The organism is Propioniciclava sp. LT294 (assembly GCF_059516005.1).
This window is the reverse complement of the sequence record NZ_JCAKNG010000013.1, coordinates 20702-44709: the sequence shown is the minus strand read 5'-3', so window position 1 is coordinate 44709 and position 24008 is coordinate 20702. Positions and strand designations below refer to the sequence as shown.

Annotated in this window: 27 protein-coding genes; 12 read left to right on the top strand and 15 right to left on the bottom strand. The window is 70.1% G+C overall.

Annotation, left to right across the window (positions count from 1 at the left end; all coding sequences use genetic code 11):
- Positions 1 to 61 precede the first annotated feature (61 nt).
- The 3 genes from istB to AC5YDA_RS13475 form a co-directional block, all read right to left on the bottom strand.
- The gene (istB, locus tag AC5YDA_RS13485; protein WP_496189084.1) at positions 62 to 865 is read right to left on the bottom strand and encodes an IS21-like element helper ATPase IstB; all 804 of its coding nucleotides are present in this window, start codon (positions 863 to 865) and stop codon (positions 62 to 64) included.
- The gene (istA, locus tag AC5YDA_RS13480; protein WP_496192733.1) at positions 862 to 2571 is read right to left on the bottom strand and encodes an IS21 family transposase; all 1710 of its coding nucleotides are present in this window, start codon (positions 2569 to 2571) and stop codon (positions 862 to 864) included. The genes istB and istA overlap by 4 nt, the downstream gene beginning before the upstream one ends.
- A 149-nt stretch (positions 2572 to 2720) precedes the next feature.
- Complete coding sequence (locus AC5YDA_RS13475) at positions 2721 to 2852, bottom strand: hypothetical protein (protein WP_496193117.1); 132 nt, start codon at positions 2850 to 2852, stop codon at positions 2721 to 2723.
- Positions 2853 to 3037: 185 nt separating this feature from the next.
- On the opposite strand from AC5YDA_RS13475, the gene AC5YDA_RS13470 reads away from it, so the two are divergent.
- Positions 3038 to 3691 (top strand): hypothetical protein, encoded by a 654-nt coding sequence (locus AC5YDA_RS13470; protein ID WP_496193116.1) that lies wholly within the window; start codon positions 3038 to 3040, stop codon positions 3689 to 3691.
- A gap of 18 nt (positions 3692 to 3709) precedes the next feature.
- On the opposite strand, the gene AC5YDA_RS13465 is transcribed toward AC5YDA_RS13470, so the two are convergent.
- Together AC5YDA_RS13465 and AC5YDA_RS13460 are read right to left on the bottom strand one after the other, a co-directional pair.
- On the bottom strand, positions 3710 to 4174 hold the full coding sequence (locus tag AC5YDA_RS13465; RefSeq protein WP_496193115.1) for a YbhB/YbcL family Raf kinase inhibitor-like protein: 465 nt from the start codon (positions 4172 to 4174) through the stop codon (positions 3710 to 3712).
- An 82-nt stretch (positions 4175 to 4256) separates the two neighbouring features.
- Complete coding sequence (locus AC5YDA_RS13460; protein ID WP_496193114.1) at positions 4257 to 5156, bottom strand: LysR family transcriptional regulator; 900 nt, start codon at positions 5154 to 5156, stop codon at positions 4257 to 4259.
- A 212-nt stretch (positions 5157 to 5368) separates the two neighbouring features.
- Between AC5YDA_RS13460 and AC5YDA_RS13455 the strand changes: the two genes are divergently transcribed.
- From AC5YDA_RS13455 to AC5YDA_RS13405, 11 genes are all read left to right on the top strand, one after another.
- Entirely contained in the window at positions 5369 to 6400 is a 1032-nt protein-coding gene (locus AC5YDA_RS13455; RefSeq protein ID WP_496193113.1) for an amidohydrolase family protein, read from the top strand.
- A gap of 18 nt (positions 6401 to 6418) precedes the next feature.
- On the top strand, positions 6419 to 7111 hold the full coding sequence (gene ligK / locus AC5YDA_RS13450) for a 4-carboxy-4-hydroxy-2-oxoadipate aldolase/oxaloacetate decarboxylase (RefSeq protein ID WP_496190097.1): 693 nt from the start codon (positions 6419 to 6421) through the stop codon (positions 7109 to 7111).
- The gene (locus tag AC5YDA_RS13445; protein WP_496193112.1) at positions 7111 to 8016 is read left to right on the top strand and encodes a DUF1932 domain-containing protein; all 906 of its coding nucleotides are present in this window, start codon (positions 7111 to 7113) and stop codon (positions 8014 to 8016) included. The genes ligK and AC5YDA_RS13445 overlap by 1 nt, the downstream gene beginning before the upstream one ends.
- Positions 8003 to 8938 carry an amidohydrolase family protein gene (locus tag AC5YDA_RS13440; RefSeq protein WP_496193111.1) on the top strand — a complete coding sequence of 312 codons (936 nt, stop codon included), beginning with the start codon at positions 8003 to 8005 and terminating at the stop codon, positions 8936 to 8938. The genes AC5YDA_RS13445 and AC5YDA_RS13440 overlap by 14 nt, the downstream gene beginning before the upstream one ends.
- Before the next feature lie 2 nt (positions 8939 to 8940).
- The gene (locus AC5YDA_RS13435; protein ID WP_496190094.1) at positions 8941 to 10251 is read left to right on the top strand and encodes a protocatechuate 4,5-dioxygenase subunit alpha/beta; all 1311 of its coding nucleotides are present in this window, start codon (positions 8941 to 8943) and stop codon (positions 10249 to 10251) included.
- A gap of 18 nt (positions 10252 to 10269) precedes the next feature.
- The gene (locus AC5YDA_RS13430) at positions 10270 to 11232 is read left to right on the top strand and encodes a Gfo/Idh/MocA family oxidoreductase (RefSeq protein ID WP_496190093.1); all 963 of its coding nucleotides are present in this window, start codon (positions 10270 to 10272) and stop codon (positions 11230 to 11232) included.
- Positions 11229 to 12209, top strand: coding sequence for an aldo/keto reductase (locus AC5YDA_RS13425; RefSeq protein WP_496190092.1), 981 nt, complete (start codon positions 11229 to 11231; stop codon positions 12207 to 12209). The genes AC5YDA_RS13430 and AC5YDA_RS13425 overlap by 4 nt, the downstream gene beginning before the upstream one ends.
- Complete coding sequence (locus AC5YDA_RS13420) at positions 12200 to 12904, top strand: substrate-binding domain-containing protein (protein ID WP_496190091.1); 705 nt, start codon at positions 12200 to 12202, stop codon at positions 12902 to 12904. The genes AC5YDA_RS13425 and AC5YDA_RS13420 overlap by 10 nt, the downstream gene beginning before the upstream one ends.
- Before the next feature lie 73 nt (positions 12905 to 12977).
- Positions 12978 to 14183, top strand: a complete 1206-nt coding sequence (locus AC5YDA_RS13415) for a 4-hydroxybenzoate 3-monooxygenase (protein ID WP_496190090.1) — start codon at positions 12978 to 12980, stop codon at positions 14181 to 14183.
- A 137-nt stretch (positions 14184 to 14320) separates the two neighbouring features.
- Entirely contained in the window at positions 14321 to 14755 is a 435-nt protein-coding gene (locus tag AC5YDA_RS13410; protein ID WP_496190089.1) for an OsmC family protein, read from the top strand.
- A 113-nt stretch (positions 14756 to 14868) separates the two neighbouring features.
- The gene (locus AC5YDA_RS13405; protein ID WP_496190088.1) at positions 14869 to 15630 is read left to right on the top strand and encodes a sulfite exporter TauE/SafE family protein; all 762 of its coding nucleotides are present in this window, start codon (positions 14869 to 14871) and stop codon (positions 15628 to 15630) included.
- On the opposite strand, the gene dprA is transcribed toward AC5YDA_RS13405, so the two are convergent.
- The 10 genes from dprA to AC5YDA_RS13355 all read right to left on the bottom strand — a co-directional run bounded on the left by dprA (position 15595) and on the right by AC5YDA_RS13355 (position 23970).
- Positions 15595 to 16761 carry a DNA-processing protein DprA gene (gene dprA, locus AC5YDA_RS13400; protein ID WP_496190087.1) on the bottom strand — a complete coding sequence of 389 codons (1167 nt, stop codon included), beginning with the start codon at positions 16759 to 16761 and terminating at the stop codon, positions 15595 to 15597. The two genes, AC5YDA_RS13405 and dprA, sit on opposite strands and share 36 nt — an antisense overlap.
- The gene (locus tag AC5YDA_RS13395) at positions 16754 to 18292 is read right to left on the bottom strand and encodes a YifB family Mg chelatase-like AAA ATPase (RefSeq protein ID WP_496190086.1); all 1539 of its coding nucleotides are present in this window, start codon (positions 18290 to 18292) and stop codon (positions 16754 to 16756) included. The genes dprA and AC5YDA_RS13395 overlap by 8 nt, the downstream gene beginning before the upstream one ends.
- Positions 18289 to 18651, bottom strand: a complete 363-nt coding sequence (locus AC5YDA_RS13390) for a YraN family protein (RefSeq protein WP_496190085.1) — start codon at positions 18649 to 18651, stop codon at positions 18289 to 18291. The genes AC5YDA_RS13395 and AC5YDA_RS13390 overlap by 4 nt, the downstream gene beginning before the upstream one ends.
- 97 nt (positions 18652 to 18748) lie before the next feature.
- On the bottom strand, positions 18749 to 19060 hold the full coding sequence (locus AC5YDA_RS13385) for a DUF2469 domain-containing protein (RefSeq protein ID WP_496190084.1): 312 nt from the start codon (positions 19058 to 19060) through the stop codon (positions 18749 to 18751).
- Positions 19057 to 19695: a ribonuclease HII gene (locus AC5YDA_RS13380; RefSeq protein ID WP_496190083.1), complete on the bottom strand. Its 639-nt coding sequence runs from the start codon at positions 19693 to 19695 to the stop codon at positions 19057 to 19059. Before AC5YDA_RS13380 ends, AC5YDA_RS13385 begins: the two co-directional genes overlap by 4 nt.
- 1 nt (position 19696) lies before the next feature.
- Positions 19697 to 20449 carry a signal peptidase I gene (gene lepB, locus AC5YDA_RS13375; RefSeq protein WP_496190082.1) on the bottom strand — a complete coding sequence of 251 codons (753 nt, stop codon included), beginning with the start codon at positions 20447 to 20449 and terminating at the stop codon, positions 19697 to 19699.
- A 17-nt stretch (positions 20450 to 20466) separates the two neighbouring features.
- Positions 20467 to 20817, bottom strand: a complete 351-nt coding sequence (rplS, locus tag AC5YDA_RS13370; RefSeq protein WP_496190081.1) for a 50S ribosomal protein L19 — start codon at positions 20815 to 20817, stop codon at positions 20467 to 20469.
- 167 nt (positions 20818 to 20984) lie between these two features.
- Positions 20985 to 22028 carry a glutathione synthetase gene (locus tag AC5YDA_RS13365; RefSeq protein ID WP_496190080.1) on the bottom strand — a complete coding sequence of 348 codons (1044 nt, stop codon included), beginning with the start codon at positions 22026 to 22028 and terminating at the stop codon, positions 20985 to 20987.
- Positions 22025 to 23182: a tyrosine/phenylalanine carboxypeptidase domain-containing protein gene (locus AC5YDA_RS13360; protein WP_496190079.1), complete on the bottom strand. Its 1158-nt coding sequence runs from the start codon at positions 23180 to 23182 to the stop codon at positions 22025 to 22027. The genes AC5YDA_RS13365 and AC5YDA_RS13360 overlap by 4 nt, the downstream gene beginning before the upstream one ends.
- The gene (locus tag AC5YDA_RS13355) at positions 23179 to 23970 is read right to left on the bottom strand and encodes an N-formylglutamate amidohydrolase (RefSeq protein ID WP_496190078.1); all 792 of its coding nucleotides are present in this window, start codon (positions 23968 to 23970) and stop codon (positions 23179 to 23181) included. Before AC5YDA_RS13355 ends, AC5YDA_RS13360 begins: the two co-directional genes overlap by 4 nt.
- Between the last annotated feature and the right edge of the window lie 38 nt (positions 23971 to 24008).

Genomic DNA, 24008 nt, shown 5'->3' with positions numbered 1-24008 from the left:
TGTCGCTTGCCAGCGTGATGGGACCACCGTGTTGCCACGAGCATGGGACCACTTGGAAGTGTTATCGAGCATGGCGGACCTCGTTTCTGGGGTCAACGGTGACGCGCCCGCGTTGGCGGTAGGAGGGGCCTTCGACGACGAGGGTGTGCGCGCCTGAGGTGAGTCGATCGATGGCGGATTGGGCGAGGAGGGCGTCGGTGGTCAGGCCGAGCCATTCGGCGGGTTCTCGGTTCGACACCCAGATCGTGGCGGCGCGGCGGTGACGTTCGACGACGATCTCGTAGAAGTCGTTGGTTTGGGTGGCGTCGAGGGCCCGCAGCGCGAAGTCGTCCACGATGAGCAGGTCGATGCTGGTCAGGCGTCGGAGCTCGGCCTCGAGGGTGTTGTCGAGCCGGGCCGCCCGCAACCGGGTGAACAGTTTGTCGGCGCGGTGGAAGCCGACGGTCAGGCGGCGACGGATGGCGATGTGCCCGAGCGCGGTGGCGAGGTGGGTTTTGCCGACGCCGACGGGGCCGAGGATGAGGACGCCGGTGCCGGCTTCGGCGAACCGCAGGGTGGTCAGGTCGGACCACAGGTGCCGGTCGTAGGTGAGGTCGGGTTGGTCGTCGAAGGTGTCCAGCCGCATCGTGGGGTCCAGGCCGGCCTTGGCGGCGCGGAGGGTCGCGGAGCGGCCCTCGCGGCGGGTGACCTCGTCGGACAGGACGAGTTCGAGGAACGCGGCGTGGCCCAGCTGTTGCTGGCGGGCCAGGTGGAGCCGTTCGGGCAGGGTGTCGGCCATGCCGCCCAGCTTCAGGGCGCGCAGGGTGCGGGTCAGGTCGACGCCGACCGGGTCGACCGGCGCCGGGGGTCTGGTCATGGTGGTCATCGGTGCTCCTCCTCGAAGAGGGTGTCGGGTCCGTCGTCGCGGACCAGGGTCAACGTGGCGACCGGACCGCCGGCGGTGGGGGTCCGGTGACTGGCAGGGGTGGTCCCCTGGATGGCAGCGGGGCTGGTCCGGTCACTGGCGAAGGCCGTCGGCCGGGTGGCGAACTCGGCGGGTTGGCGGGCGAACCGGCCGCCGGGGATGGTGCCAGTCGGTAGCAGCGGCAGGGTGTCCTCGGTGGCCCGCTCCAGCATGGAGGCGATCTTGGTGACCGACACCACGTCGAGGTCCAGGGCGCGGGAGCAGGCGGCTTCGACCGGCCCGTTGCCGTAGCGGCGGACCAGCCCAAGGAGCCGGTACACCGCGCGCATCCGCGTCCACGGCAGCGGGTCGTCCAGGAGCCGCTCGGCGTAGATCCCGATACTCGACCCGTGGACCGCGCACGTGCTGATCAGGCGGGTCAGGTCCCGTAACGCGTAGCCGGACCTCTCTGCGGGCAGGTCGTCGCGGTCGGTGGATCGGCCCCCCGGCGCTTGGCGGGGGTGGGTCTTGACCAGCCGGCCCCGGTGGTACAGCTTGACCAGTTCCCGGTCGGCGCGCACGTCCAGCTGGTGGCCGAGGTAGGCGCCGGGCACCGAGTAGAGGGCGCGGGCGACCTCGACGTGGAAGTCGCGGTGCACCTTCACGGTCTTGAACACGGGCACGTCATACGCCGGCGGGACGGGCAACAGCACCCCGGCCTCGTGCTCGTCGAACACCTCCGCCGGGCGGGCCTGCAGGGTGCCGTGGATCCGCATCCCGGCCCGCTCGGCGCACCACACCGTGGCGCGTTGTTGGGCTTCCTCCAGGCTGGTGAACACCTCACCGGCCCAGAAGTTGCCGCGGACGTACTGCACCGCCCGCTCGACCTTCGGTTTGTCCTTCGGTGATCTGACGCGGGCCGGGTCGGTGCCGAACCCGGCGTGTTGGGCGTAATCGAGCCAGCCTTGGGACAGGCGCGGGTTCACCGGATCGGGGTCGGTGACGATGGCCTTCATGTTGTCGGGGATCAGCACCTTGAACACACCCTGGAAGAACGCCCACGCCGCTTCACAGCCGGCGATGACCGCCACCAACGTCTGCGAGTACGTCAACCAGACGAACAGGTGCCGCGAGTAGCAGGCGGTGAAGATCAGGGCGTGGACCTTCCGCCGGCGACCGTCTTCGCCGGTCAGGTAGCCCAGGTGTCCGAAGTCGACCTGCAGCTCGACGCCGGGCTCGCCGTCGGCGACCCGCACGGTGGTGTCCTTCACGCGGAACCCGCACCGTTCGGCGGCGAACCGGTGCAACGTCCGATACGGCACCACACACCCCTGCCGCGCCAACAGTTCGTGGACCTTCACCACCGACAACGGCTTGGCGTCCTTGCCGTCACCGGCCAACCACACCGCGATCTGCTCCTGGCGGGCTTCCAGGGCCTCCCACGCCGTCCCGTGCCCGTTCGGGCGGGCCGGACGCACCGCCGACACCACCTGAGCGACCAGGTCGTCATCGACCGCCGTGAACCCCGCGTCCCGCTGCAGACCGGCCTCCTGCGCGGCGGCCACATAGCGGCGGGCCGTCTTGCGGTCCACCCCCGCCCGCTCGGCGACTGTCCGCAGCCCGGCGCCCTCGAGCCAGCCGCGGAGTACTTCCCTGACCTCAACCACACTGACCTCCCTGAATCCCACGCCCGTAGACCTCCATGACGGCGACACCGACACGGCGATCCAACGAGCCGACCCAGGACCCACCGGCAAGACACGCCGGGTGGTCCCATGACTGGCAATCCAAGTGGTCCCATGAACCTGGCAGAAAACCCGCTACCCCGGTCCCATGCTCATGGCAGGCGACAGACCAGCATCTCCTGCTCGAACCCCTGGTAGAGCTCCACCAACTCCGGGGTGACCGGAGGCTGACCAGGGGCATCCCTGGCCTCGAGCCGGACAGGTGTCGGATGCGTGTTGGGCATGTCGCTCCTTCTCGCGGTCCGCACGGCTGCGCTTCCTTGCGCACGCGGCTGACCTTCGTGGGCAAGCCTCCCAGAGGATCACCCCCGGAATCGACACTTTCTGTGGTGCAGAACCGCGAAGACACCCATCGCCGACATCGAGGGGTGGGCGCCTCGGCGGCGCGCCACGCTGGCAGGATGGAGACATGACGGCTGTTCAACCTCCCAGCACCGGTGCACCATGGGCACCCCTGTCGGTCGACGACCTGACCGCGCTCTTCGGCGACGTGGCCGCACGCTGGTGGCTGTCGGGCGGTGTCGCGCTGGAGCACTGGCTGGGTGAGCCGATCCGCGAGCAGTCCAACATCGACATCAGCACCCTCCCTGGCGACCTGGCCACGATCATGGGAGCCCTGCCGGCGAACCTCCACGCGTGGGCGGTGCTGGAGGACGGCCTGATCGCCTTCGCGGACGTCCCCGCCGACGCGGATCTGCAGACCATCGGCATCCACGACGCCGACCGGGACGTCTGGGTCCTGCAAGTCCATGTCGAGGACGGCACGGCCGACCGCTGGCTCTACCGCCGAGACCCACGACTGGGCATCCCCTGGGACGAAGCGGTGCTGGACGTGGGAGGGGTCCCGACCGGCGCTCCCGGCATCCAGCTGCTGTGGAAGACCTTGCGCCCGCGCCCGCAGGACGAGGTCGACCGCGACGCCGTCCTGCCCGCCCTCTCGGAGGAGGAACGCGCGCGCCTGGAACGCGACACGCTGTCGATCCACCCGCACTCGACGTGGGCGATCCACGCCCGCAGCCCCTTCGCGCCGGCCAAGGCCAGCTGGAACCGCAAGAAGCGTTGACCTGGGGAGCGTCGCTGATCAGCGAGCCCGGACGAGTCCGGTCAGGGTCCCCCACGCCACCACGTGGGCGTCGATCGCCTGCAGCGCCTCCTGGCTCGAACCCGCCTCGACGTGCGCGTCCAGGGCGAACACGGCGAAGACGTACCGGTGCGTCCCGCTCGGCGGGCATGGCGGGTACCACCCCGTCGTCCGACCGCTGTTGGCCCACTCCCGCGCTCCCGCAACCGTCGCACCAGCGGGGAAGCCACCGTCCGCAGCGGGCAGCCCGGTCACCAGCCAGTGCAGGAACGTGCCGCTCGGGGCGTCCGGGTCACTGACGACCACCGCAACCGTGGTCGCGTCGGCCGGCACTCCCGACCAGGTGAACGCAGGTGATGCTCCCGGGCCGTGACAGGTGAACGGGTCGGGGATGACGCCGCCCTCGACGAAATCGCGGCTCGCGACCTCGATCGTGCGGTGCAGCGTCGGCTGTGGGACGTCCATGGCGCCTCCTTCGGGCAGGTCACCATTATCCGCCGCCGGGATGCGGACGCCCCGAGGTGCCGGCGTCCCCACACCGACGAGGTCACCAGGTGGGTTCGGTCACCGCCGTGACCACCAGGTCACGGAACCAGCGCTGCGCGGGGGTCAGGTTGCCCGCGGGACGGCTGTAGACAGCAACGGGGGTGCTCTTCGCGGGCCACGGCAGGCGGAAGGTGCGCAGGTTCGGGAACCAACCGATGAACACCTCCGCGACGTGCTTCGGCAACAGCGCCACGAGGTCGGTGGCGGCCAGCACGGCCGGCACGCTGGCGAACTCCTCGATGGTCAGGGCGACCTGCTCGGTCAGCCCGTGCTCGACCAGGACCTGGTTGGGGAAGACGTGCCCACCGCGGGCCGACACCCGCACGAACCGGCGGCCGGCGAACATGTCGGGGTCGCCGTCCGGCAGCGGGTGCTGCCCGGAACTGAGGGCCACGTACTCCACGCCGCGCACCGGGGTGCGCCACACGTGCCGGCTGCCCAGCAACATCACGGAGATCGCAAGGTCGATGGACCCCCGCAGCAACCTCTCCTCCACCACGTCGGCGTCCAGTCGCTCGACGCGCAGGTGCAGGTGGGGTGCGTGCTCGCCCAACGCCGCCATCACGGGCGGCAGGAAGGTCTGCTCCCCGATCGAGGTCAGCGCCAGTCCCACCTCGTCGGTCCAGGTGGACGGGGAGAAGTCGTCAGGGTCGGCGATGGCGGCATCGATCTGGGCCAGTGCCTCGTGGATCGGGCCGAACAGGCGGGTCGCCCGCGGTGTCGGCACCAACCCGCTCCCCTCGCGACGGAAGAGGTCATCACCGAACCGGCGACGCAGGCGTCCGAGCGTGTAGCTGACCGTCGGCTGGGTGACGTGCAGGTTCTCAGCCGCCGCGGTGACGCTGCGCAGCTCGTACAACGTGACGAGGGTCCGCAACTGGTTCAGGTCGACCACACTCATACATAGAGGTTATCTATGTATGACCATCGCAACATCTATTGGACCCGAAGGCTCGTCCGCGCCTAGATTCTTTGGTGTCAGGTCGCCCGGCACCGCGGCCGAACAACCTGGCCCCATCCGTAACGCCGCGGCCGTTCACCATTCCTGACAAACCCACCCATCCGACGCCGTGAGGCGCGAGGCTGGGACGCAGCACTACGACGGAGGATCGCATGATCATCGACATCCACGGCCACTACACCACCGCTCCGGAGCAACTCGGCGCCTGGCGTGACCTGCAGATCGCCTTCGCCAACGGGGATGGTGAGGCGCCCGACGTCGCCGCGCTCAGCATCAGCGACGACGACATCCGCGAGACCATCGAGGCCAACCAGCTCAAGCTCATGAACGAGCGCGGCAGCGACGTCACGGTCTTCAGCCCGCGCGCGTCCTTCATGGCCCACCACATCGGCGACCTGGAGGTCAGCAAGACCTGGGCCCGCATCTGCAACGATCTCGTCGCCCGCGTCAGCGAGTTGTTCCCCGACCGCTTCCTCATGGGCGCGATGTTGCCCCAGTCCCCCGGCGCCGATCCGGCCACCAGCGTCCCCGAGTTGGTCCGAGCCGTCGAGGAGCTCGGCGCGGTCACCGTCAACCTGAACCCGGATCCCTCCGGCGGCACGTGGAGCGCCCCCGCCCTGACCGACAAGGCCTGGTACCCCATTTACGAGAAGCTCGTGGAGTACGAGGTGCCCGCCATGGTGCACGTCTCCACCACCTGCAAGCCCGGCGTCTTCCACACCACCGGCGACCACTACCTCGGTGCCGACACCACCGCGTTCATGCAGCTGCTCAAGGGCGACCTCTTCTCGGACTTCCCGACCCTGAAGCTGGTCATCCCCCACGGCGGCGGCGCGGTCCCCTACCACTGGGGTCGGTTCCGCGGCCTGGCGATGGCGCTGAAGAAGCCGGAGATCGAGGAGCACCTGCTGGGCAACGTCTACTTCGACACCTGCGTCTACCACCAGCCCGGCATCGACCTGCTGACCGACGTCGTCCCGGTCGACAACATCCTGTTCGCCTCGGAGATGATCGGCGCCGTCCGCGACATCGATCCGCGAACCGGCCACTACTTCGACGACACCAAGCGCTACGTCGACGCGACCCTGAACCTCACCGACGAGCAGAAGACGGCCGTCTTCGAGACCAACGCGCGCAGGGTCTACCCCCGCGTCGACCGCGCCCTGGCCGCCCGCGGCCTCTGACACAAGGAGACAGAACGAATGCACCTGTACAACGAACTGGGCGTCGTCCAGCCGACCATCGAGCGCGCGGACGCGGACGTGGTCGCCAAGCTCGCCGAGTTCGGCGTGCCGACCATCCACGAAGCGATGGGTCGGGTCGGCCTCATGCGTCCCTACATCCGCCCGGTGTGGAAGGGCGCCAAGATCGCCGGCACCGCCGTCACCGTGCTCCTCCAGCCCGGCGACAACTGGATGATGCACGTCGCCGCCGAGCAGGTCCAGGAGGGCGACGTCCTCGTCGCGGCCTGCACCACCGAGTCGGAGGACGGCTTCTTCGGCGACCTGCTCGCCACGTCGGTGCAGGCTCGCGGCTGCAAGGGCCTGGTCATCGACGGCGGTGTCCGCGACGTCGACGTGCTCGAGGAGATGGGTTTCCCCGTCTTCGCCCGTGCGATCAACTCCAAGGGGTGCGTGAAGGCGACCCTCGGGTCGGTCAACATCCCCGTGGTGGTCGCGAACGCCCTCGTCATGCCCGGTGACGTGGTCATCGCCGACGTCGATGGCGTCGTCGTCGTCCCCGCTGCCCGTGCCGCCGAGGTGGCCGAGGCCGCCGCCAAGCGTGAGGCCAACGAGGGTGACAAGCGCGACCGCTTCGCGGCGGGCGAGCTGGGCCTGGACATGTACAAGATGCGCGAGCCCCTCGCGGCCGCCGGCCTGAAGTACCTGGGCTGATGACGATCGTCGGTGTCGTGGGCTACGGCGAGGTCGGGCGCATCCTCGCCGAGGACCTGCGCGCTCGCGGCACCGGCGTCGTCGCCTACGACGTCAAGCTCGACCCCTCGGGATCCCGCGGAACCGGTCAGCGGGTTCCCCTCGTCGAGCACGCGGCGGCCCACGGCGTCCGGCTCGTGGCCGACCACGTGGCGGTCGCAGCCCTGGCCGACCTCGTGATCAGCGCGGTGACGGCCGACCAGGCCGTCGCCGTGGCGGACGCCGTGGCCCCCGGCCTGGACGAGGGCACGTTCGTCCTCGACCTGAACTCGGCCTCGCCACGAGCGAAGCAGCGCGCGGCCGAGGCCGTGAACGCGGTGGGTGGGCGTTACGTGGAGGGGGCGGTCATGACCTCGGTCCCCCCGCACCGCCTCGATGTGCCGATCCTCCTCGGGGGCCCGGACGCCTCGAGCCTGGCCCCGCTGCTGGCCGACCTCGGCTTCACCGCCGCCACCGCGCACGACGAGCGCCTCGGCGTCACCTCTGCATCGAAGCTGTGCCGGTCGGTGGTCATCAAGGGGATGGAGGCCCTCTTCATCGAGAGCCTCGTGGCAGCCCGCCACCACGGCGTCGAGGACGAGGTGCTCGCCTCGCTCACCGAGACGTTCCCCGGTATCGACTGGGACGCGCAGGCGTCCTACTTCTTCGCCCGCGCCACGCAGCACGGCCGCCGCCGCGCCGACGAAATGGACGAGGCGGCCGACACCGTCGCCGCCGCGGGGATCGAACCCTGGTCCTCACGAGCCACCGCCCAGCGCCAACGCTGGGTCGCCGACCTGGCCCAGGCCGGCACCATCGAACCGACCCCGGACTGGCGCGCCAGCGCCGACCGCATCCTGAAGGAGGATCCCCATGGCCCACGGTGACGTCACCGGCGACTTCACCAAGACGCCCGGCTGGCTCGACTGGTACGACGGCCCCAGCAAGCCGCGCTTCCAGCTGCCCGCCGGCGCCGTGGACGCCCACTGCCACGTGTTCGGCCCGGGCGGGGAGTTCCCGTTCGCCCCCGAGCGCAAGTACACCCCCTGCGACGCGTCCGCCGACCAGCTGTTCGCCCTGCGCGACCACCTCGGTTTCGCGCGCAACGTCATCGTGCAGGCCACCTGCCACGGCGCCGACAATTCGGCGATGGTCGACGCGGTCCGCCGTTCGAACGGCAGGGCGCGCGGCGTGGCGACCGTCCGCCGTGACGTGACCCCCGAGCAGCTCGCCGAACTGCACGAGGCCGGAGTCCGCGGCGTCCGGTTCAACTTCGTCAAGCGCCTCGTGGACTCCGTCCCGACCCACGCCCTGACCGAGATCGTCGAGAAGATCGCTCCGCTGGGCTGGCACGTGGTCATCTACTTCGAGGCCGAGGACCTCCCCGACCTCTACGACTTCTTCTCCTCCATCAAGACCGATGTGGTCGTCGACCACATGGGCCGCCCCGATGTCACCCAGGACGTGGACGGCCCCGAGTTCGGGCTCTTCCTGAAGTTCATGCGCGAGAACCCGAACGTCTGGTGCAAGGTGACCTGCCCGGAGCGACTCACCAAGACGGGTGCGCCCGCCCTGGACGGCGAGCAGCACGCCTATGCCGACGTCGTCCCCTTCTCCCGCCGCGTCGTCGAGGAGTTCCCCGACCGCGTGCTGTGGGGTACCGACTGGCCCCACCCCAACCTCAAGAGCCACATGCCCGACGACGGGCTGCTGGTTGACCACATCCCCCTCATCGCCCCGACCACCGAACTGCAGCACAAGCTGCTCGTCGACAACCCGAACCGCCTCTACTGGCCCGAAGGAGAATGACCATGGCACTCGACAAGCCTTACAAGGATGTTCCCGGCACCATCATCTTCGATGCCGAGCAGGCCCGGAAGGGCTACCACCTCAACCAGTTCTCCATGTCCTTCATGAAGCCGGAGAACCGGGAGCGCTACCTCGCCGACCGCGAGGCCTACATCAACGAGTGGCCGCTCACCGACGCCCAGAAGAAGGCCGTGCTGGCCCTGGACCTCAACGCCATGATGGCCGAGGGCGGCAACATCTACTTCCTGAGCAAGATCGGCGCCACCCACGGCCTGAGCTTCCAGCAGATGGCCGGCTCGATGACCGGCATGTCCGAGGCCGCCTACCGCGACATGATGATCAACGGCGGCCGTCGCCCCGAGGGCAACCGCCTCAAGGACCAGGACGGCTGGGTTCCCCCGGAGCCGGGTGAGAAGGCCGAGACGACCCGCAAGGATGCCCCGGCGCGCTACACCTCCGCGGTCTTCACCTCGCACGTGCCCGCCATCGGTGCCGCGATGGACCTGAAGAAGACCGATGAGCCCTACTGGAAGAAGGTCTTCGACGGCTACGTGGAGTCGAAGGAGTGGATCAACAAGCCGGAGAACACCCCGGACGTCGTGATCCTGGTCTACAACGACCACGCCACCGCCTTCGACTCCACCTTGATCCCGACCTTCGTGCTCGGCACCGGTGCCCACTACCCCGTCGCCGACGAGGGCTACGGCCCCCGTCCGGTTCCGGACGTCGAGGGCTACCCCGAGCTGGCCGCGCACATCGCCCAGTCGGTCATCATGGACGACTTCGACCTGACCCTGGTCAACGAGATGGTGGTCGACCACGGCCTCACCGTGCCGCTGTCGCTGATGTTCGGTGACGTCGAGAAGTGGCCCACCAAGGTCATCCCGCTCGCGGTCAACGTGGTCCAGTACCCCGTCCCGTCCGGACGCCGCTGCTACGAGCTGGGCAAGGCCCTGCGCCGCGCCCTCGACAAGTGGGACGGCGAGCCCCTCAACGTCCAGATCTGGGGCACCGGCGGCATGAGCCACCAGCTCCAGGGTCCGCGCGCCGGCCTGATCAACAAGGAATGGGACAACGCCTTCCTCGACATGCTGATCAACGACCCGGTCGGCCTGACCGAGTGGCCGCACCTCGACTACGTGGACGAGGCCGGTTCGGAGGGCATCGAGCTGGTGATGTGGCTGATCGCACGCGGCGCGATGGACGATCAGTTCACCGGCGGCGAGGGCATCTCCGTGAACCACCGCTTCTACCACGTGCCCGCGTCCAACACCGCCGTCGGTCACCTCGTGCTGACCAACCCCGGCATCTGAGGGAACGAAAGGAAACCCATGAGCAACGACAAGGTCCGCATCGCCGTCGTCGGCGCAGCCGGCGCGTTCGGCATGAAGCACCTCGACGGCCTGAGCAACATCACCGACGCCGAGGTGACGGTCGTCAGCGGCAGCAACGCCGGGTCGACGCAGGCCGTGGCCGACAAGTACGGCGTGAAGAACGCCGTCGTCGGGTACGAGGCCGTCCTCGAGCGCGACGACGTGGACGCGGTCATCCTCGCCACGCCGACCCAGCTGCACGCCTCGCAGACCCAGGCCGCGCTGGCCGCCGGCAAGCACGTCCAGGTCGAGATCCCGTTGGCCGACTCCCTCGCGGACGCCCGTGCCACGCTGGCCGCGGCGCAGGCCAGGCCCGAGCTGGTGACCATGGTGGGCCACACCCGCCGGTTCAACCCGAGCCACCAGTGGGTGCACGACAAGATCACCGCCGGTGAGTTCAACGTGCAGCAGATGGACGTCCAGACGTACTTCTTCCGCCGGAAGAACATCAACGCCAAGGGCGAGCCCCGCACCTGGACCGACCACCTGCTGTGGCACCACGCCGCGCACACGGTCGACCTGTTCGCCTACCAGGCGGGCAGGATCGTGCAGGCCAACGCCGTGCAGGGTCCGATCCACCCCGAGCTCGGCATCGCCATGGACATGTCGATCCAGCTGAGGTCCGAGACCGGCGCGATCTGCACCCTCTCGTTGTCGTTCAACAACGACGGCCCGCTGGGCACGTTCTTCCGCTACATCGGCGACACCGGCACCTACATCGCCCGCTACGACGACCTCGTGAACGGTCGCGAGGAGCCCATCGACGTGTCCCAGGTGGCGGTCAGCATGAACGGCATCGAACTCCAGGACCGCGAGTTCGTCGCCGCCATCTCCGAGGGCCGCGAGCCCAACAGCTCGATCGGCAAGGTGTTCGACTGCTACCGCGTCCTCGGCGAGCTCGAGGAGCAGCTCACGCGATGAACCTGCCCCGCATCGGTCTCGGTTGCATGTCCCTGAGCCACGCCTACGGCGTGCCGCCCACGCCCAGCGAAGGCCTGGAGATCCTCCTGGCCTCGCTGGACGCCGGCGTGACCCACCTCGACACGGCCACGCTGTACGGCGGCGGTCGCAACGAGGAACTCGTCGGGAGGGCCCTCAAGGGCCGCCGGGACGACGTCGTGCTGGCCAGCAAGGGCGGCATGTCGATCGTCGACGGGAAGAAGGTCATCGACGGCCGACCCGAGACCCTGCGGGGTCAGGTCGACGCCTCGCTGCGGCGGCTGGGCGTCGAGCACATCGACCTGTACTACCTCCACCGGTGGGATCGGGACGTCCCCATCGGTGAGAGCGTCGCCGCGCTCGCGGAGATGGTGGCGGCCGGCAAGATCGGTGGCATCGGCCTCTCCGAGGTCTCGGTCGCGCGGCTGCGCGATGCGCTCGAGGCGGCCCCGATCGCGGCCGTCCAGAACGAGTACTCGCTCTGGAGCCGAAACGCCGAGCTCGGCATCCTCGAGGCGACGCGTGAGGCGGGGGTCGCCCTGGTGGCCTTCTCCCCCGTCGCGCGCGGCTTCCTGGCCGCCGACGGACTCGACCCGGACGCGCTGGCGGAGAAGGACATCCGCCGGGCCATGCCGCGCTTCCAGCCCGAGCACTGGCCGGCCAACGCCGCCCTGTTGCCCCGCTGGGTGGAGCTGGCCCGGGAGGCAGGGTGCACGCCCGCGCAACTCGCGCTGGCCTGGCTCCTGTCCCGGGGTCCGCACGTCACGGCGATCCCGGGCACGACCAACGTCGACCACCTGCGGGACAACCTCGCGGCGGCCGACCTGACGATCGAGGAGGGCATCCTCGAGCGGGCCGGCGACCTGGTCAACCAGTCGACCGTCTCCGGGCCGCGCTACAACGCCGCCCAGTCCGCCGAGGTGGACGCCGAGGCGTTCGAGGAGGCGGCATGGCGCTGACCGGCATCTCCTCCATGGCCACCCGTCACGTGCTGGCGGACCTGGTCGAACTCGCGGCATCCGACGGGCTGCCCCGGGTCGAGTTCACCGCCGTCGGCGGCGTCGAGGCCGCCAGGCGCGTCGCGGCCGGCGAGTCCTTCGACCTCGTGGTGCTCGCTGCCGGTGCGCTCGACGAGCTCGCCGCCGACGGCCACGTGGACGCCGCGACCATCCGTCCGCTCGTGCTCTCACAGGTGGCGGTCGGCGTGCCGGACGCGCTCGTCGAACGAGCCGGGCGACCCGAGGGGGTCGCCTACCCGGACGCCGGGGGCGTCCGAGCGGCCCTGCTCGAGGCCACGAAGGTCGGCTACTCCACCGGCCCGAGCGGCACCGCCCTCCTCCGTCACGTCGAGGACTGGGGCCTGATGGACGCCGTGGGCGACAAGCTCGTCCAGGCCCCGGCAGGCATCCCCGTCGCCCAGTTGCTGGCCGAGGGGACGGTCGACCTCGGCTTCCAGCAGCTCAGCGAGTTGGTCGGACAACCAGGGGTCCGCATCCTCGGCGTCCTGCCGGACGACTGCGCCATCGAGACGACGTTCTCGGGTGCGGTCGGCGCCTCGGCGTCCGACCCGGACGCCGCTGCCGCCGTCCTGGGGCACTTCGCCTCCGGACCAGCAGCGGCCGTCAAGGAGCGGCACTCCTTCGCTTCCCATTGATCCGGGGCGTCCGCACGACGGACGGCTCCCCCACAGCACCACCATTGGACCCTGTTCGAGGAGGAACACCACCATGGAACGTGAGATCATCACCACCCGCGTCGGCATCGTGGGCGGCGGCCCCGCCGGCCTGATGCTGAGCCACCTGCTGGCCCGCGAGGGTGTCGACAACGTGGTCATCGACAACCGCGAGCACGACGTCATCGCCACCACGCACCGCGCCGGCATCCTCGAGGCGGGCAGCGTGCGCATGCTGACCGAGACGGGTGTCGACGGGCGCATCCTGGAGCAGGGCTACGAGCACGCCGGCATCTACCTGCGCTTCAACGGCGAGAGCCACCAGATCGACTTCAAGAAGCTCGTCGGCCAGACCGTCTGGCTCTACGCCCAGAACGAGGTCTTCGTCGACCTGGCCGCCGCGCGGAAGCGGGACGGTGGGGACGTGCGGTTCGGCGTCAGCGACGCCGAGGTCCTCGGCCACGACACCGATGCACCGAAGATCAACTTCACCGACGCCGACGGGGTGGCCAAGCAGATCCAGTGCGAGATCGTCATCGGGTCGGACGGCTCCCGCAGCCGGACCCGCGACCTCATCCCCGGCCGGGTCAAGCACACGATGCGCTATCCGTTCGCCTGGTTCGGCATCCTGTGCGAGGCGCCGTTCAGCTCCGACGAGTTGATCTACTGCCACTCCCCGAAGGGCTTCGCGCTCATCAGCCAGCGCAGCGAGACCGTCCAGCGCATGTACTTCCAGTGCTCCCCCGACGAGGACGTGGCCGACTGGGATGACGAGCGCATCTGGAACCACCTCGATGAGCTCGTCGCCGGCCCCGACGGTTACAAGCTCAAGCGCGGCCCGATCTTCGACAAGGTCGTGCTGCAGTTCCGCTCGTTCGTCCAGGAACCCATGCAGCACGGGAACCTCTTCCTGGCCGGTGACGCCGCCCACACCGTCCCGCCGACCGGCGCCAAGGGTCTCAACCTCGCCTTCGGTGACGTCGCCCTGCTGGCCCCGGCCCTCGTCAAGTGGGCGAAGACCGGCAGCCGCGAGGACTTGGACACCTACGGTGAGCGCGCCGCCAAGCGCATCTGGAAGTCGCAGAACTTCTCCTATTGGATGACCCAGATGCTGCACACCCCGACCGACGACAACCCGTTCCTCCTGAAGCGCCAACTGGGCGAGCTGGAGGCCGTGACGTCGTCGGAGGACTCCAAGAAGTACCTGGCGGAGTCCTACACCGGCTGGCCCTACGACCTTCCGGAACTCATGGAGGGCTGAGGCGGACATGCCCCCTGACGAGGATCGCTCCTCGTCAGGGGGCTTTTCCGGCCGGGACCGGGGCCCCTGGCCCGCCGGCCCTTCACCTGAATCAAGAAACCGGCCCGGATGGCCCGGCGGCGCACTAGCGTGCCGTCATGAAGCCTTACCCGCACCACTATGAGGTCTCGACCGTGGGTGCGCCCACCGGCCCCCTCACGTTCTCCTCCCCGGGGCTGCCCGATCGGGAAGCCGACTCCCCGCCCGAGTTCGATGGACCCGGCGGCTACTGGTCACCCGAGACCCTGCTGATGGCCGCGCTCGCGAACTGCCTGACCCTGACGTGGCGCTCGGTCGCCGCCCACAACAAGTTCACGTGGAACGGCCTGCGTGTCGAGGTAACCGGTGTCCTCGACCGTGTGGATCGGGTGGCCCGGTTCACCGAGGTGCAGGCGATCTTCCACCTCACCGTTCCCGAGGACGCCGACGACGAGGTGGCCGAGCGGCTCGCTCACAAGACCGAGTCCGTCTGCCTCATCAGCAACTCCCTCAGCGCGACGAAGTCGATCGAGTTGCGCCTCACCCGCGCCTGAGTGCCCCACCTTCACCCCTGCACCACGTTCGGCAAGGGTCCGGGCTGGGGCCGCTCGGCTCCGGATGTCGGCGGCCCGCCGGGCCGGGTCCGGAACGGGGGTAGATTCACCCAGTGCCCGATGTCATCGCCCTGTACGGCTGGCCCCTGTTGCTGGCCATGACCGCCGCGTCGGTCCTGATCGGCTTCTCGAAGACGTCGTTCGGGGGGATCGCCGCCATCTCGGTCGCGGTGTTCGCCCTGGCGATGCCGGCCAAGGAGTCCACCGCCACGGTCCTGCTGTTGCTCATCGTCGGTGACCTGATCGCGATCCTGCGCTATCGGACCGTGTCGTGGCGCCTGCTGCTCAAGCTGGTCCCCAGCGTCATCCCCGGCCTGTTGCTGGGTGCCCTGTTCATGAACTTCGTCGATGACACCACCATGCGCCGCACGATCGGGCTCCTCCTGCTCCTCATGGTCGGGATCCAGGTGTGGCAGCGCCTGGCCCGGCCCAAGGCCGACCTGTCGCCGAACACCGATCCCCACTGGGGCCGGGCGAGCCTGACGGGCACGGCAGCCGGCTTCGCGACGATGACCGCGAACGCTGCCGGCCCCGTGATGGCGCTGTACTTCCTCGCCGCCCGCATCGACAAGGCACGCTTCATCGGCACCAACGCGTGGTTCTTCGCTCTCATCAACGTCTCCAAGGTTCCGTTGGCCGCCTCGCTGGGCCTGTTCACCGTCGAGGGGATCGTCCTGGACCTGTTCATGATCCCCGCCGTGCTGCTGGGGGCCCTGCTCGGCGCCTGGGTGATCAAGCACGTCACCCAGCGCCAGTTCGAAGCGGTCACCATCGTCGCCTCAGCCGTCTCCGCCGCCACCCTTCTGCTGCGCTGAGGGCAACGGCCGGTCCTGGACCGGACCCAGCGCCCAGCAGCCGTCGGGCGCTGCCGCCACCAGGCGCCGGGAGCGCAGGGCCTCCAAGGCGCGGAGCGTGGCCGGGACCAGGAGCCCCGCCCGCAGTGCCAGGTCACCCGTGTCCCGGCTCCCACGGCTCGGCAGCGCCTCGTAGACGGCCAACTCCTCGGGGGTGAGCAGGTCCAGGAGGCGGGGTTGCGTCTGGTGCTGCGGCAGGCACTCCCCCATCGGCGCCACCATCTCCCGGATGTCGGCCACGCTGGTGACGAGCGTCGCCTCCCCTTCGCGGATCAGCCGGTGGGGCGTGTAGGACGTCGCACTGCTCACGGGCCCGGGCACGGCCATGAGGTACCGGTTCAGGGTCATCGCCCATGTCGCCGTGTTCCGTGCCCCGCTCCGGGCTCCGGCCTCGACGACCACCACGCCCGCGCACAGGGCTGCGATGAGCCGGTTGCGCGCGAGGAAGCGCCGACGGGACGGGGGCTGGAAGGGCGGCGCCTCGCTGACCAGCACGCCCGCCTCGGCGACCCGCTCCAGCAACGCGGTGTGCGCCCGGGGGTAGAGCTCATCCAGGCCGCCCGCCAGCACGGCCAGCGTCCGACCGTCCCCTGCCAGTGCTCCCCGGTGGGCTGCCGCATCGATGCCGTAGGCCCCGCCCGAGACCACCGTCGTGCCGGAGCCGGCCAGCTCCGCCGCCAGTTCGGTGGCCGTCCGGTCCCCGTAGGCCGTGGAGGCCCGGGACCCGACCAGCGCGACCGCGTCCGCCGCGAGGGCGCCGAGATCGCCGTGACCGCGCACCCACAGCCCGACGGGTGTCCCTCCCATGTCCTGCACCGGCTCGGTGAGGGCGAGGTCGTCCATCTGTGGGGGCCACTCGGCGTCCCCCGGTACGACGAACCGGACTCCCGCACGCCGCGCCGCCTCCCGGATGGGCCCGAGGTCCAGAACCGCGGCGCGCCGTACCCAGGGGTCGTCCACCTGCGAGGTGCGGACCGCCTCCCAGACCCCGGCCACGCCCTCCCGCCGCAGGCGGTCCCGCAGGCGCAGGTCCCCCGCCTCGACCACGCACGACAACGCCATCCGTGCCCTGCGCTCGGCCTCATCAGCCACAGCGAACCTCCTCCAGTTCCTCGCCCCGGCGCATCGCCAGGGCCACCTGTACGTCGTCACGGCGTGGCTTGTCGACACCGGCCAGGTCGGCCACCGTCCACGCGAGCCGCAACACCTTGTCGACGCCGCGGGCACTCAGCAGGCCCTTGGTGACGGCGTCGTCCAGCAGGGCGACGCCGCCGGGTCGTGGCAGGTCATGACGCAGCACCGGCCCGGGCACCTCGGCGTTCGTCGTGAACCCCAACGGCGCCAATCGCACGCGCTGGCGCTCGCGCGCCGCCGAAACCCGAGCGGCCACCACCGCGCTGGGCTCGGCCGTGCCGCGGGCCGCACGCAGGTAGGACTGGGTCATGGGCCGCAGGGTCTGCGTGATGTCGATCCGGTCCAGGATCGGGCCTGAGAGCCGCTCCCCATAGCGCCTGATCAGCGATGGGGCGCATGTGCACGTCCCCGACCGCACCCCCGCCTGCCCGCACGGGCACGGGTTGGCGGCCAGGACCAGCTGGAACCGCGCCGGGTACCGGGCGACGGCCCTGACCCGGGCGAGCTCGATGCGGCCCGACTCCAGCGGCGTCCGGAGCGCATCGAGCGCCCGGGCGCTGAATTCGCAGGCCTCGTCCAGGAAGAGCACCCCGCGGTGGGCCAGGGAGATCGCGCCGGGCTGTGGGATGTGGGAGCCGCCGCCCACCAGTGCCGCGACGCTGGCCGAGTGGTGCGGGGCCGAGAAGGGCGGACGCCGCGGCAGTTCCCCGCCGACGTGGAGCCCGGAGAGCGACTGGATCGCCGCGACCTCGAGGGCCTCCTCGGAGGACAGGCGGGGAAGGATGCCCGGCAACCGTTCGGCCAGCAGGGTCTTGCCCACCCCCGGCGGCCCCTTGAAGGAGAGGTGGTGCGCACCGGCGGCAGCGACCTCCAGCGCCCAGCGGGCCTCGAGTTGTCCGGCCACGTCCGCCATGTCGGGCTCGCGTTCCCGCTGCGGGAGGGGCTCGGCGTCGGGCAGGCGTTCCGGCAAGTCCTCGCCACGGAGCAGCGCCGCCAGGTCGTCGATGGATCCGACGCCGTGGATCGTGATGCCCTCCACCAGCCGCGCCTCGCGGACGTGTTCCCACGGCACGATCGCGTGGCCCACGCCCTCGGCGGCGGCCTGCAGCACCGCCGGCAGCACGCCGCGCACCCGGCGGACGGAACCGTCGAGCCCGACCTCACCCATCACCACCGCGTCATCGAGCCGGACCTGCGGGACGCTCTGGTTGGCCACCAGGATGGCGCCGATGATGGCCAGGTCGAAGTGGGTGCCGGCCTTCGGGAGGGATGCCGGGGAGAGGTTGATCGTCACCAGGTGTTGCGGCCAGCCCGCCAACCCGCTGTTGCCCAGGGCCGCGCGGCAGCGCTCCCGGGCCTCGTTCAGCGCGGCATCGGGCAGCCCGACGATGACCGTGCGCGGGAGGCCACCACCGACGGAGGCCTCGACGTCCACGAGCGTGGCCTGCAGGCCGACGAGCCCCACCGAGCGCGCCCGTCCGAGCCTCACGGTTCGATCCCCCGGACGTGTTCGATCGCCGCGGTGCCGTCGGGGTACCGGATGATGCCGAGCGCGTCCACGCGCAGGTGCGGCACCGGCGCGCTCTGCGTGCGTGCCCAAGCCGCAGCCAGCCGGCGCAAACGGAGCACCTTGGCGCGGGTGATCGCCTCGAGCGGAGAGCCCCACCCGGTGCCGTTGCGTGTCTTCACCTCGCACACCACCGCGACCCCGTCGGGATCGCGCAGCACGAGGTCGATCTCTCCGTGCACGCAGCGCCAGTTGCGCTCCAGCACCGTCCAGCCGCGGTCGGTCAGGTAGATGGCCGCCAGGTCCTCACCGTGGTCGCCGGTCGTTCGTCGTGGGTCCATGCCCCATCCATAGGCGGAACGCCGCCCTGCCGGTCACGCACATCCGCGCCCTGTGGACAACCCGGACGCCGGCGTCGGCCTGCCTGGGGAGAACGGGTCAGAGGTTGTTCGGCACCTGAAGGTCGGAGTGCGCGATCTCCTCGATGGACACGTCACGGAAGGTCAGCACCTTGGCCGACTTCACGAAGCGCGCGGGCCGGTACATGTCCCACACCCAGGCATCTCCCATGGACACCTCGTAGTAGACGTCACCGCCCTCGGTCCGAACCTTGAGGTCGACCGCGTTGCAGAGGTAGAACCGCCGCTCGGTCTCGACGGCGTAGGTGAAGATGCCGACGACGTCCTTGTACTCGCGGTACAGCTGGAGTTCCAGCTCGGACTCGTACTGCTCCAGATCCTCGGTGCTCATGACCTGCCCAGCCTAACCGTTCGCGCCACGTTCTCCCACTTCATCCGGTGGATCGGGCACGGGCCCAGCGCATCCAGTTCGGCCTGGTGCTCGCGCGTGCAGTAGCCCTTGTGCACGTCGAAGGCGTAGCCGGGGTGATCGGTCGCGTACGCGGTCATGATCCGGTCCCGGGTGACCTTGGCGATGATGGACGCCGCCGCCACGCTCGCCGCGACGGCGTCCCCCTTCCACATGGCCAGGGACGGAACCCCGAAGCCGTCCACGGGGAACCCGTCCGTCAGGACGAAGTCGGGCCGGTGTTCGAGCCGGGCCACGGCGCGGCGCAGCGCCTCGAGGTTGGCCACGTGCATGCCCAGCGCGTCACACTCGGTCGGCTCGACGCGGACCGCTGCCCAGGCCAGCGCCTTGACCGTGATGACGTCATAGAGCCGCTCGCGCGCCTTGGCGGTGAGTTTCTTGGAGTCGTCGAGCCCCTCCAACGGACGCGCCGGCAGCACGACGGCCGCCGCGACGAGGGGACCAGCGCACGCACCGCGTCCGGCCTCGTCGGCCCCGGCCACCGCGGCGAAGCCGGCCCGGGACAGGGCGCGCTCATAGCCGTACAGCCCGGCGTCGCGCCGGATCACGAAGGCCATGTCAGCAGTTGTTCGCGGTGCCGCCCACCGTCACGACCGGCTTCTGGGGAGCAGGTACGGACGCCGCCGGCACGGCCGCGAAGGTCTCGGGGGTGTGGTGACCCCGCCAACGGTCGAAGGGGAACAGCGTGAACGCCGCTGCCCCGACGATGGATTCGGTCGAGGGGAACGCCCCCAGGTGGTCGACGCCCAGGATTGACTCGTCGAGGTGGCAGCGGGAGTCGGCGGAGGCGCTGCGGTGGTCTCCCATCACGAAGACCCGGCGATCGGGCACGACCAGGTCGAACGGGATGGTCGACGGCCGGTCCGGGACGCCGTCACGGTCGACGTACAGGTACGACGACTCGTCCAGGGCCTGGCCGTTGACGGTGATCCGATGATCGGCGTCGCAGCAGACCACGTGGTCACCCGGGGTGCCGATGACGCGCTTGACGAGGTGGTTGGCGGAGGCGTCCGGCATCAGGCCGATGAAGACGAGGACGTCCTGCCAAGGCTCCTGTCCGAAGCGGTCGGGGTTGCCCAGCCACTCCAGGTCGTCCCGGAAGACGACGACGTCGCCGCGCTGGAAGGGTTGAACCTTCTGCACGGCGACGCGGTCACCGACGTTCAGCGTCGACTCCATCGAGCGCGACGGGATCGAGAAGACCTGGACCAGGAGGAGCCGTAGCAGTGTCGATGCGATGACTGCACCGACCACCACGATGGTGACCTCCTTCAGGAAACCACCGAGTCCACCATCGCGCTGCTCGTCCATGTCGGGGCCGGGCGCGATCAGTTGTCGCGCTTCTCCTTGATCTTGGCAGCCTTGCCGCGCAGGCCGCGGAGGTAGTACAGCTTCGAGCGGCGGACGTCACCGCGGCGCTCGACCTCGATCTTCTCGATGATCGGGGAGTGCAGCGGGAAGGTGCGCTCGACACCGGTGCCGAAGGAGACCTTGCGGACGGTGAACGCCTCGGCGATGCCCGATCCGTTGCGGCCGATCACGACGCCGGCGAAGACCTGGATGCGGGACCGGGTGCCCTCGACCACCTTGACGTGGACCTTGACGGAGTCACCGGGGCGGAACTCGGGGATGTCCGTGCGGAGCTGGGCGGCCGAGAGTTCGGCAACGATCTTGTTCATGGTGTGTCCTCGCCGGTGCCACAGGTCACCTCGTGAGCTTGAAACGGGGTTGACTCGAGCCGATCCCCCTGCGGCAGGGGCACGAGCGCAACCTGCACAAGTCTGCCACAACGCCACCCGGGCGGCGAAATCCGCCGGCCGGACGGCCACCGACCACCGGCGCCGGGTCAGATCGTCGCGAGGTGTGCGTTGTCGAGGTGGGCCTCGTAATGGCTGCGGATCCGGACCTTGCGCTCCAGGTCGGCGATCACGGCCGGGGCGAAGTTGACGTCGTACAACGCCTGACAGCTGCCCAATCCGCCCGGGGTGAAGACGTTGACCTCCATGAGTTTGTCCCCCACGATGTCGAGGCCGACCAGGAACATGCCGTCCGCGACCAGCTTCGGGCGGACCAGGTCGACCAGGCGGAGCATCTCGGGGGTGACGTCCACCGCCACGGCCGCGCCGCCCACCTTCATGTTGGAGCGGATGTCACCGGTGTCGTTGCGCCGGCGGAAAGCCGCGTGGGCGCCGTCGACCCGGAGGGGGTGACCGTTCATCACGAACATCCGGACGTCACCCTCCTCGGCTTCGGGGAGGTATTCCTGGGCGACCACGTACCCGTCGCGGGCGATCGCCTCGATGATCTGCTTCAGGTTGGGCGACTCCTTCTGGTTCACGAGGAACACGCCGCTGCCGCCGGAACCCTGCAGCGGCTTGAGGACCGCCTTGCCGCCCAGGTCGGAGACGAACTCCGAGATGAGCGCCTCGTCACGCGAGATGAGGGTCCTGGGGCGGACCGCCTCCGGGAAGTGCTGGAAGTAGGCCTTCGACAGCGCACCGGCCAGCTTGGTGGGGTCGTTCACCACCAGGACGCCGGCCCGGGCGAAGAGTTCGCCGAACGCGATCGCGGCGGTGGGCGCCCAGGGTCGATCCCCGGCGTCCTCGGCGGGGTCGTTGCGCAGCATGACCACGTCGAACTCGTCCACGCGCACCTGCTTGTCGCCGTCGGGCTTCTGCACGTCGGCCAGGTAGCGCTCGAGCGACCGGTAGCCCTTGTCGGACGCCGAGCGCGCCCGCGCGCTCAGCGAACCGTCCGGCTCGTAGGCGAAGTCACCCAGCCCCATCACCGCGACCTCGTGCCCCGCCTGGGTGGCCGCGAGCGCGAGCCGGGTGGTGGTGTAGACCGCCTGCTCAGTGGCGACGTCATTGACGACGAATCCGATCTTCATGGCGCAACTCCGATCAACTCGCTGAGGGATTCCAGTTCCGCGGCCCACCGGATGCGCAAGCCCGCGGTGGGGTCGGCCAGGTAGCGGGGGCGAAGACGCGGCGGTGCGAGGATGCCGCGCCGATCCAGCTCCTCGATGAGGGGCAGGTCACGCAGGGCGAACTTGCCCAGGAGGAGCAGGTCCAGGTGTCCACCGCCGCGGACGTGGCCGAGCAGGTCGACCAGCCCGCGCAGGTAGATGGCGTCCTTGGTCAGGCCTCCGGACCGGTAGGCGCGCATGGTCGTGGTGAAGGCGCTGCCCTGGGGGAACCCCAGGTCGGTGAGCGCCTCGAGGGATTCGACGAAGGACGCCCCCATGACCATGCGGTGCACGGTCACCACGCGGGCGGCGAGCTGGCGCAACCTGAAAGGGGTGAGCTGCCCGACGGCGATCTCGGCCAGGACGGCGAGCCCCTCCTGGGTCTCGTCGTACCCGGCCAGGCCGCTGCCGAGCACCCGGATCGGTTGGGCCAGCCCGTTGACCTGCGTGACGAGGTGGGTGCCGACCTCGTGCTGGATCAGGGCGTTGGTGCGTCGGCTCTGGACCGCGGCGTCGGCGGAGATGAGCAGGGTGTTGCCCGAGACGAGCACCCCGGCCACGTCGTCGCGGACCTCCGCGAACATGGCGATGTCGGGGTCCTGCTCCTTGTAGTGCTCGATCTCGGCCAGGGCCAGCGCGTGGAACTCGACGGCTCCCACCTGATCGCCACGGCCGGCCCCGACCGGGACGTGCTCGAGGATGTGCTCGGCCACCCGGCGCAGGGCGGGCGCCACGCCGCCGTAGAGCTCGAGGCTCAGCGGGAGGAAGTCCTCGGTGTCCCGGGCGCGCAGCAGGTCGAGCTGCAGGGTCAGCTCGCGGTGCTTGCTGCGCAGCAGGTGGGCCAGCGTGGGGTCGCTGACGGCGTCCAGGTCGATGCCGTCGAGCATCCCCTGGGCGGTGTCGGGGTCGGTCTGCAGCTCGCGGTAGGCGAACCGGGGTTCCCGGACGCCGCCGGCCCAAGCCGCCAGCGCCTCGTCGGCGTTGACCGGGGTGACGTCCAGCAGGAACTGGATCGCTCCCCCGACCTGCGCGATGGCGTGGTCGATGACGAGATCGGTGGTGGCCAGACCCGTCACGGGAGACCTCCCGGGGGCAACGCGCCTTCGACGGCGGGCACCGTGGCGGCCAGGGCGTCCGCCAGGGCCCGCAGCCGGGCTCCGTCGACCTCCCCGGTCCACTCGTCCATGAAGGACTTGCGGAACTCCAGGGCCAGGCAGCACCCCACCCCGGGGTAGCGGGCATGGATCCACCTGCTGAGGTGACCGCCCCGGAACCGGACGTTCTCGCGCACGTCCAGGTTCCCCCACGGCACCCGCTGGGCAGCCATCGCCCCGATGAAGGCCTGCACGACACCGCCGAAGCGGGCATGGTCCAGCGACCCGGTGCCGACGTTCACCTCGGGATTGTCCTCAGCGGCGGAGGGCTCGGCGTCCGCCCCGTCACGACGGTGGTTGTAGCTGTGCACGTCGTACACGACGAACGGGCCGGACGCCGCCAGCCGGTCCAGCCGCTCGGTCAGCGCGTCATGGAAGGCGTCGTAGGCCTCCAGCGACCCTCGGACGAGGTCGTCGGGCAGGACGGTGTCGCGCCAGACCTCGAGACCCCAGCAGTCGGTGGGCGTCCGGTAGACGGCGTTCTCGCGCGGGCGGTTGAGGTCGACCTCGAACCGGGAGCGGTGGACCACCACGTGGGAGGGCAGGGCCGCGGCCAGGACGCCGGTGTGGGGATCCTCCTCGCGCAGGCGGTCCCGTTCGTCGAGCACCATCAGCGCGGCCACGTCCGGGCGCAGGTCGTGGCCGTCATGGATGGCCGTCGCGACGACACGGGAGGTCCAGTCGCCGTGGAAGCTGTACGGGCTAGCCATGAGGAGAACCTAGCGAACCGGCCCAAGCCGCGACAGCC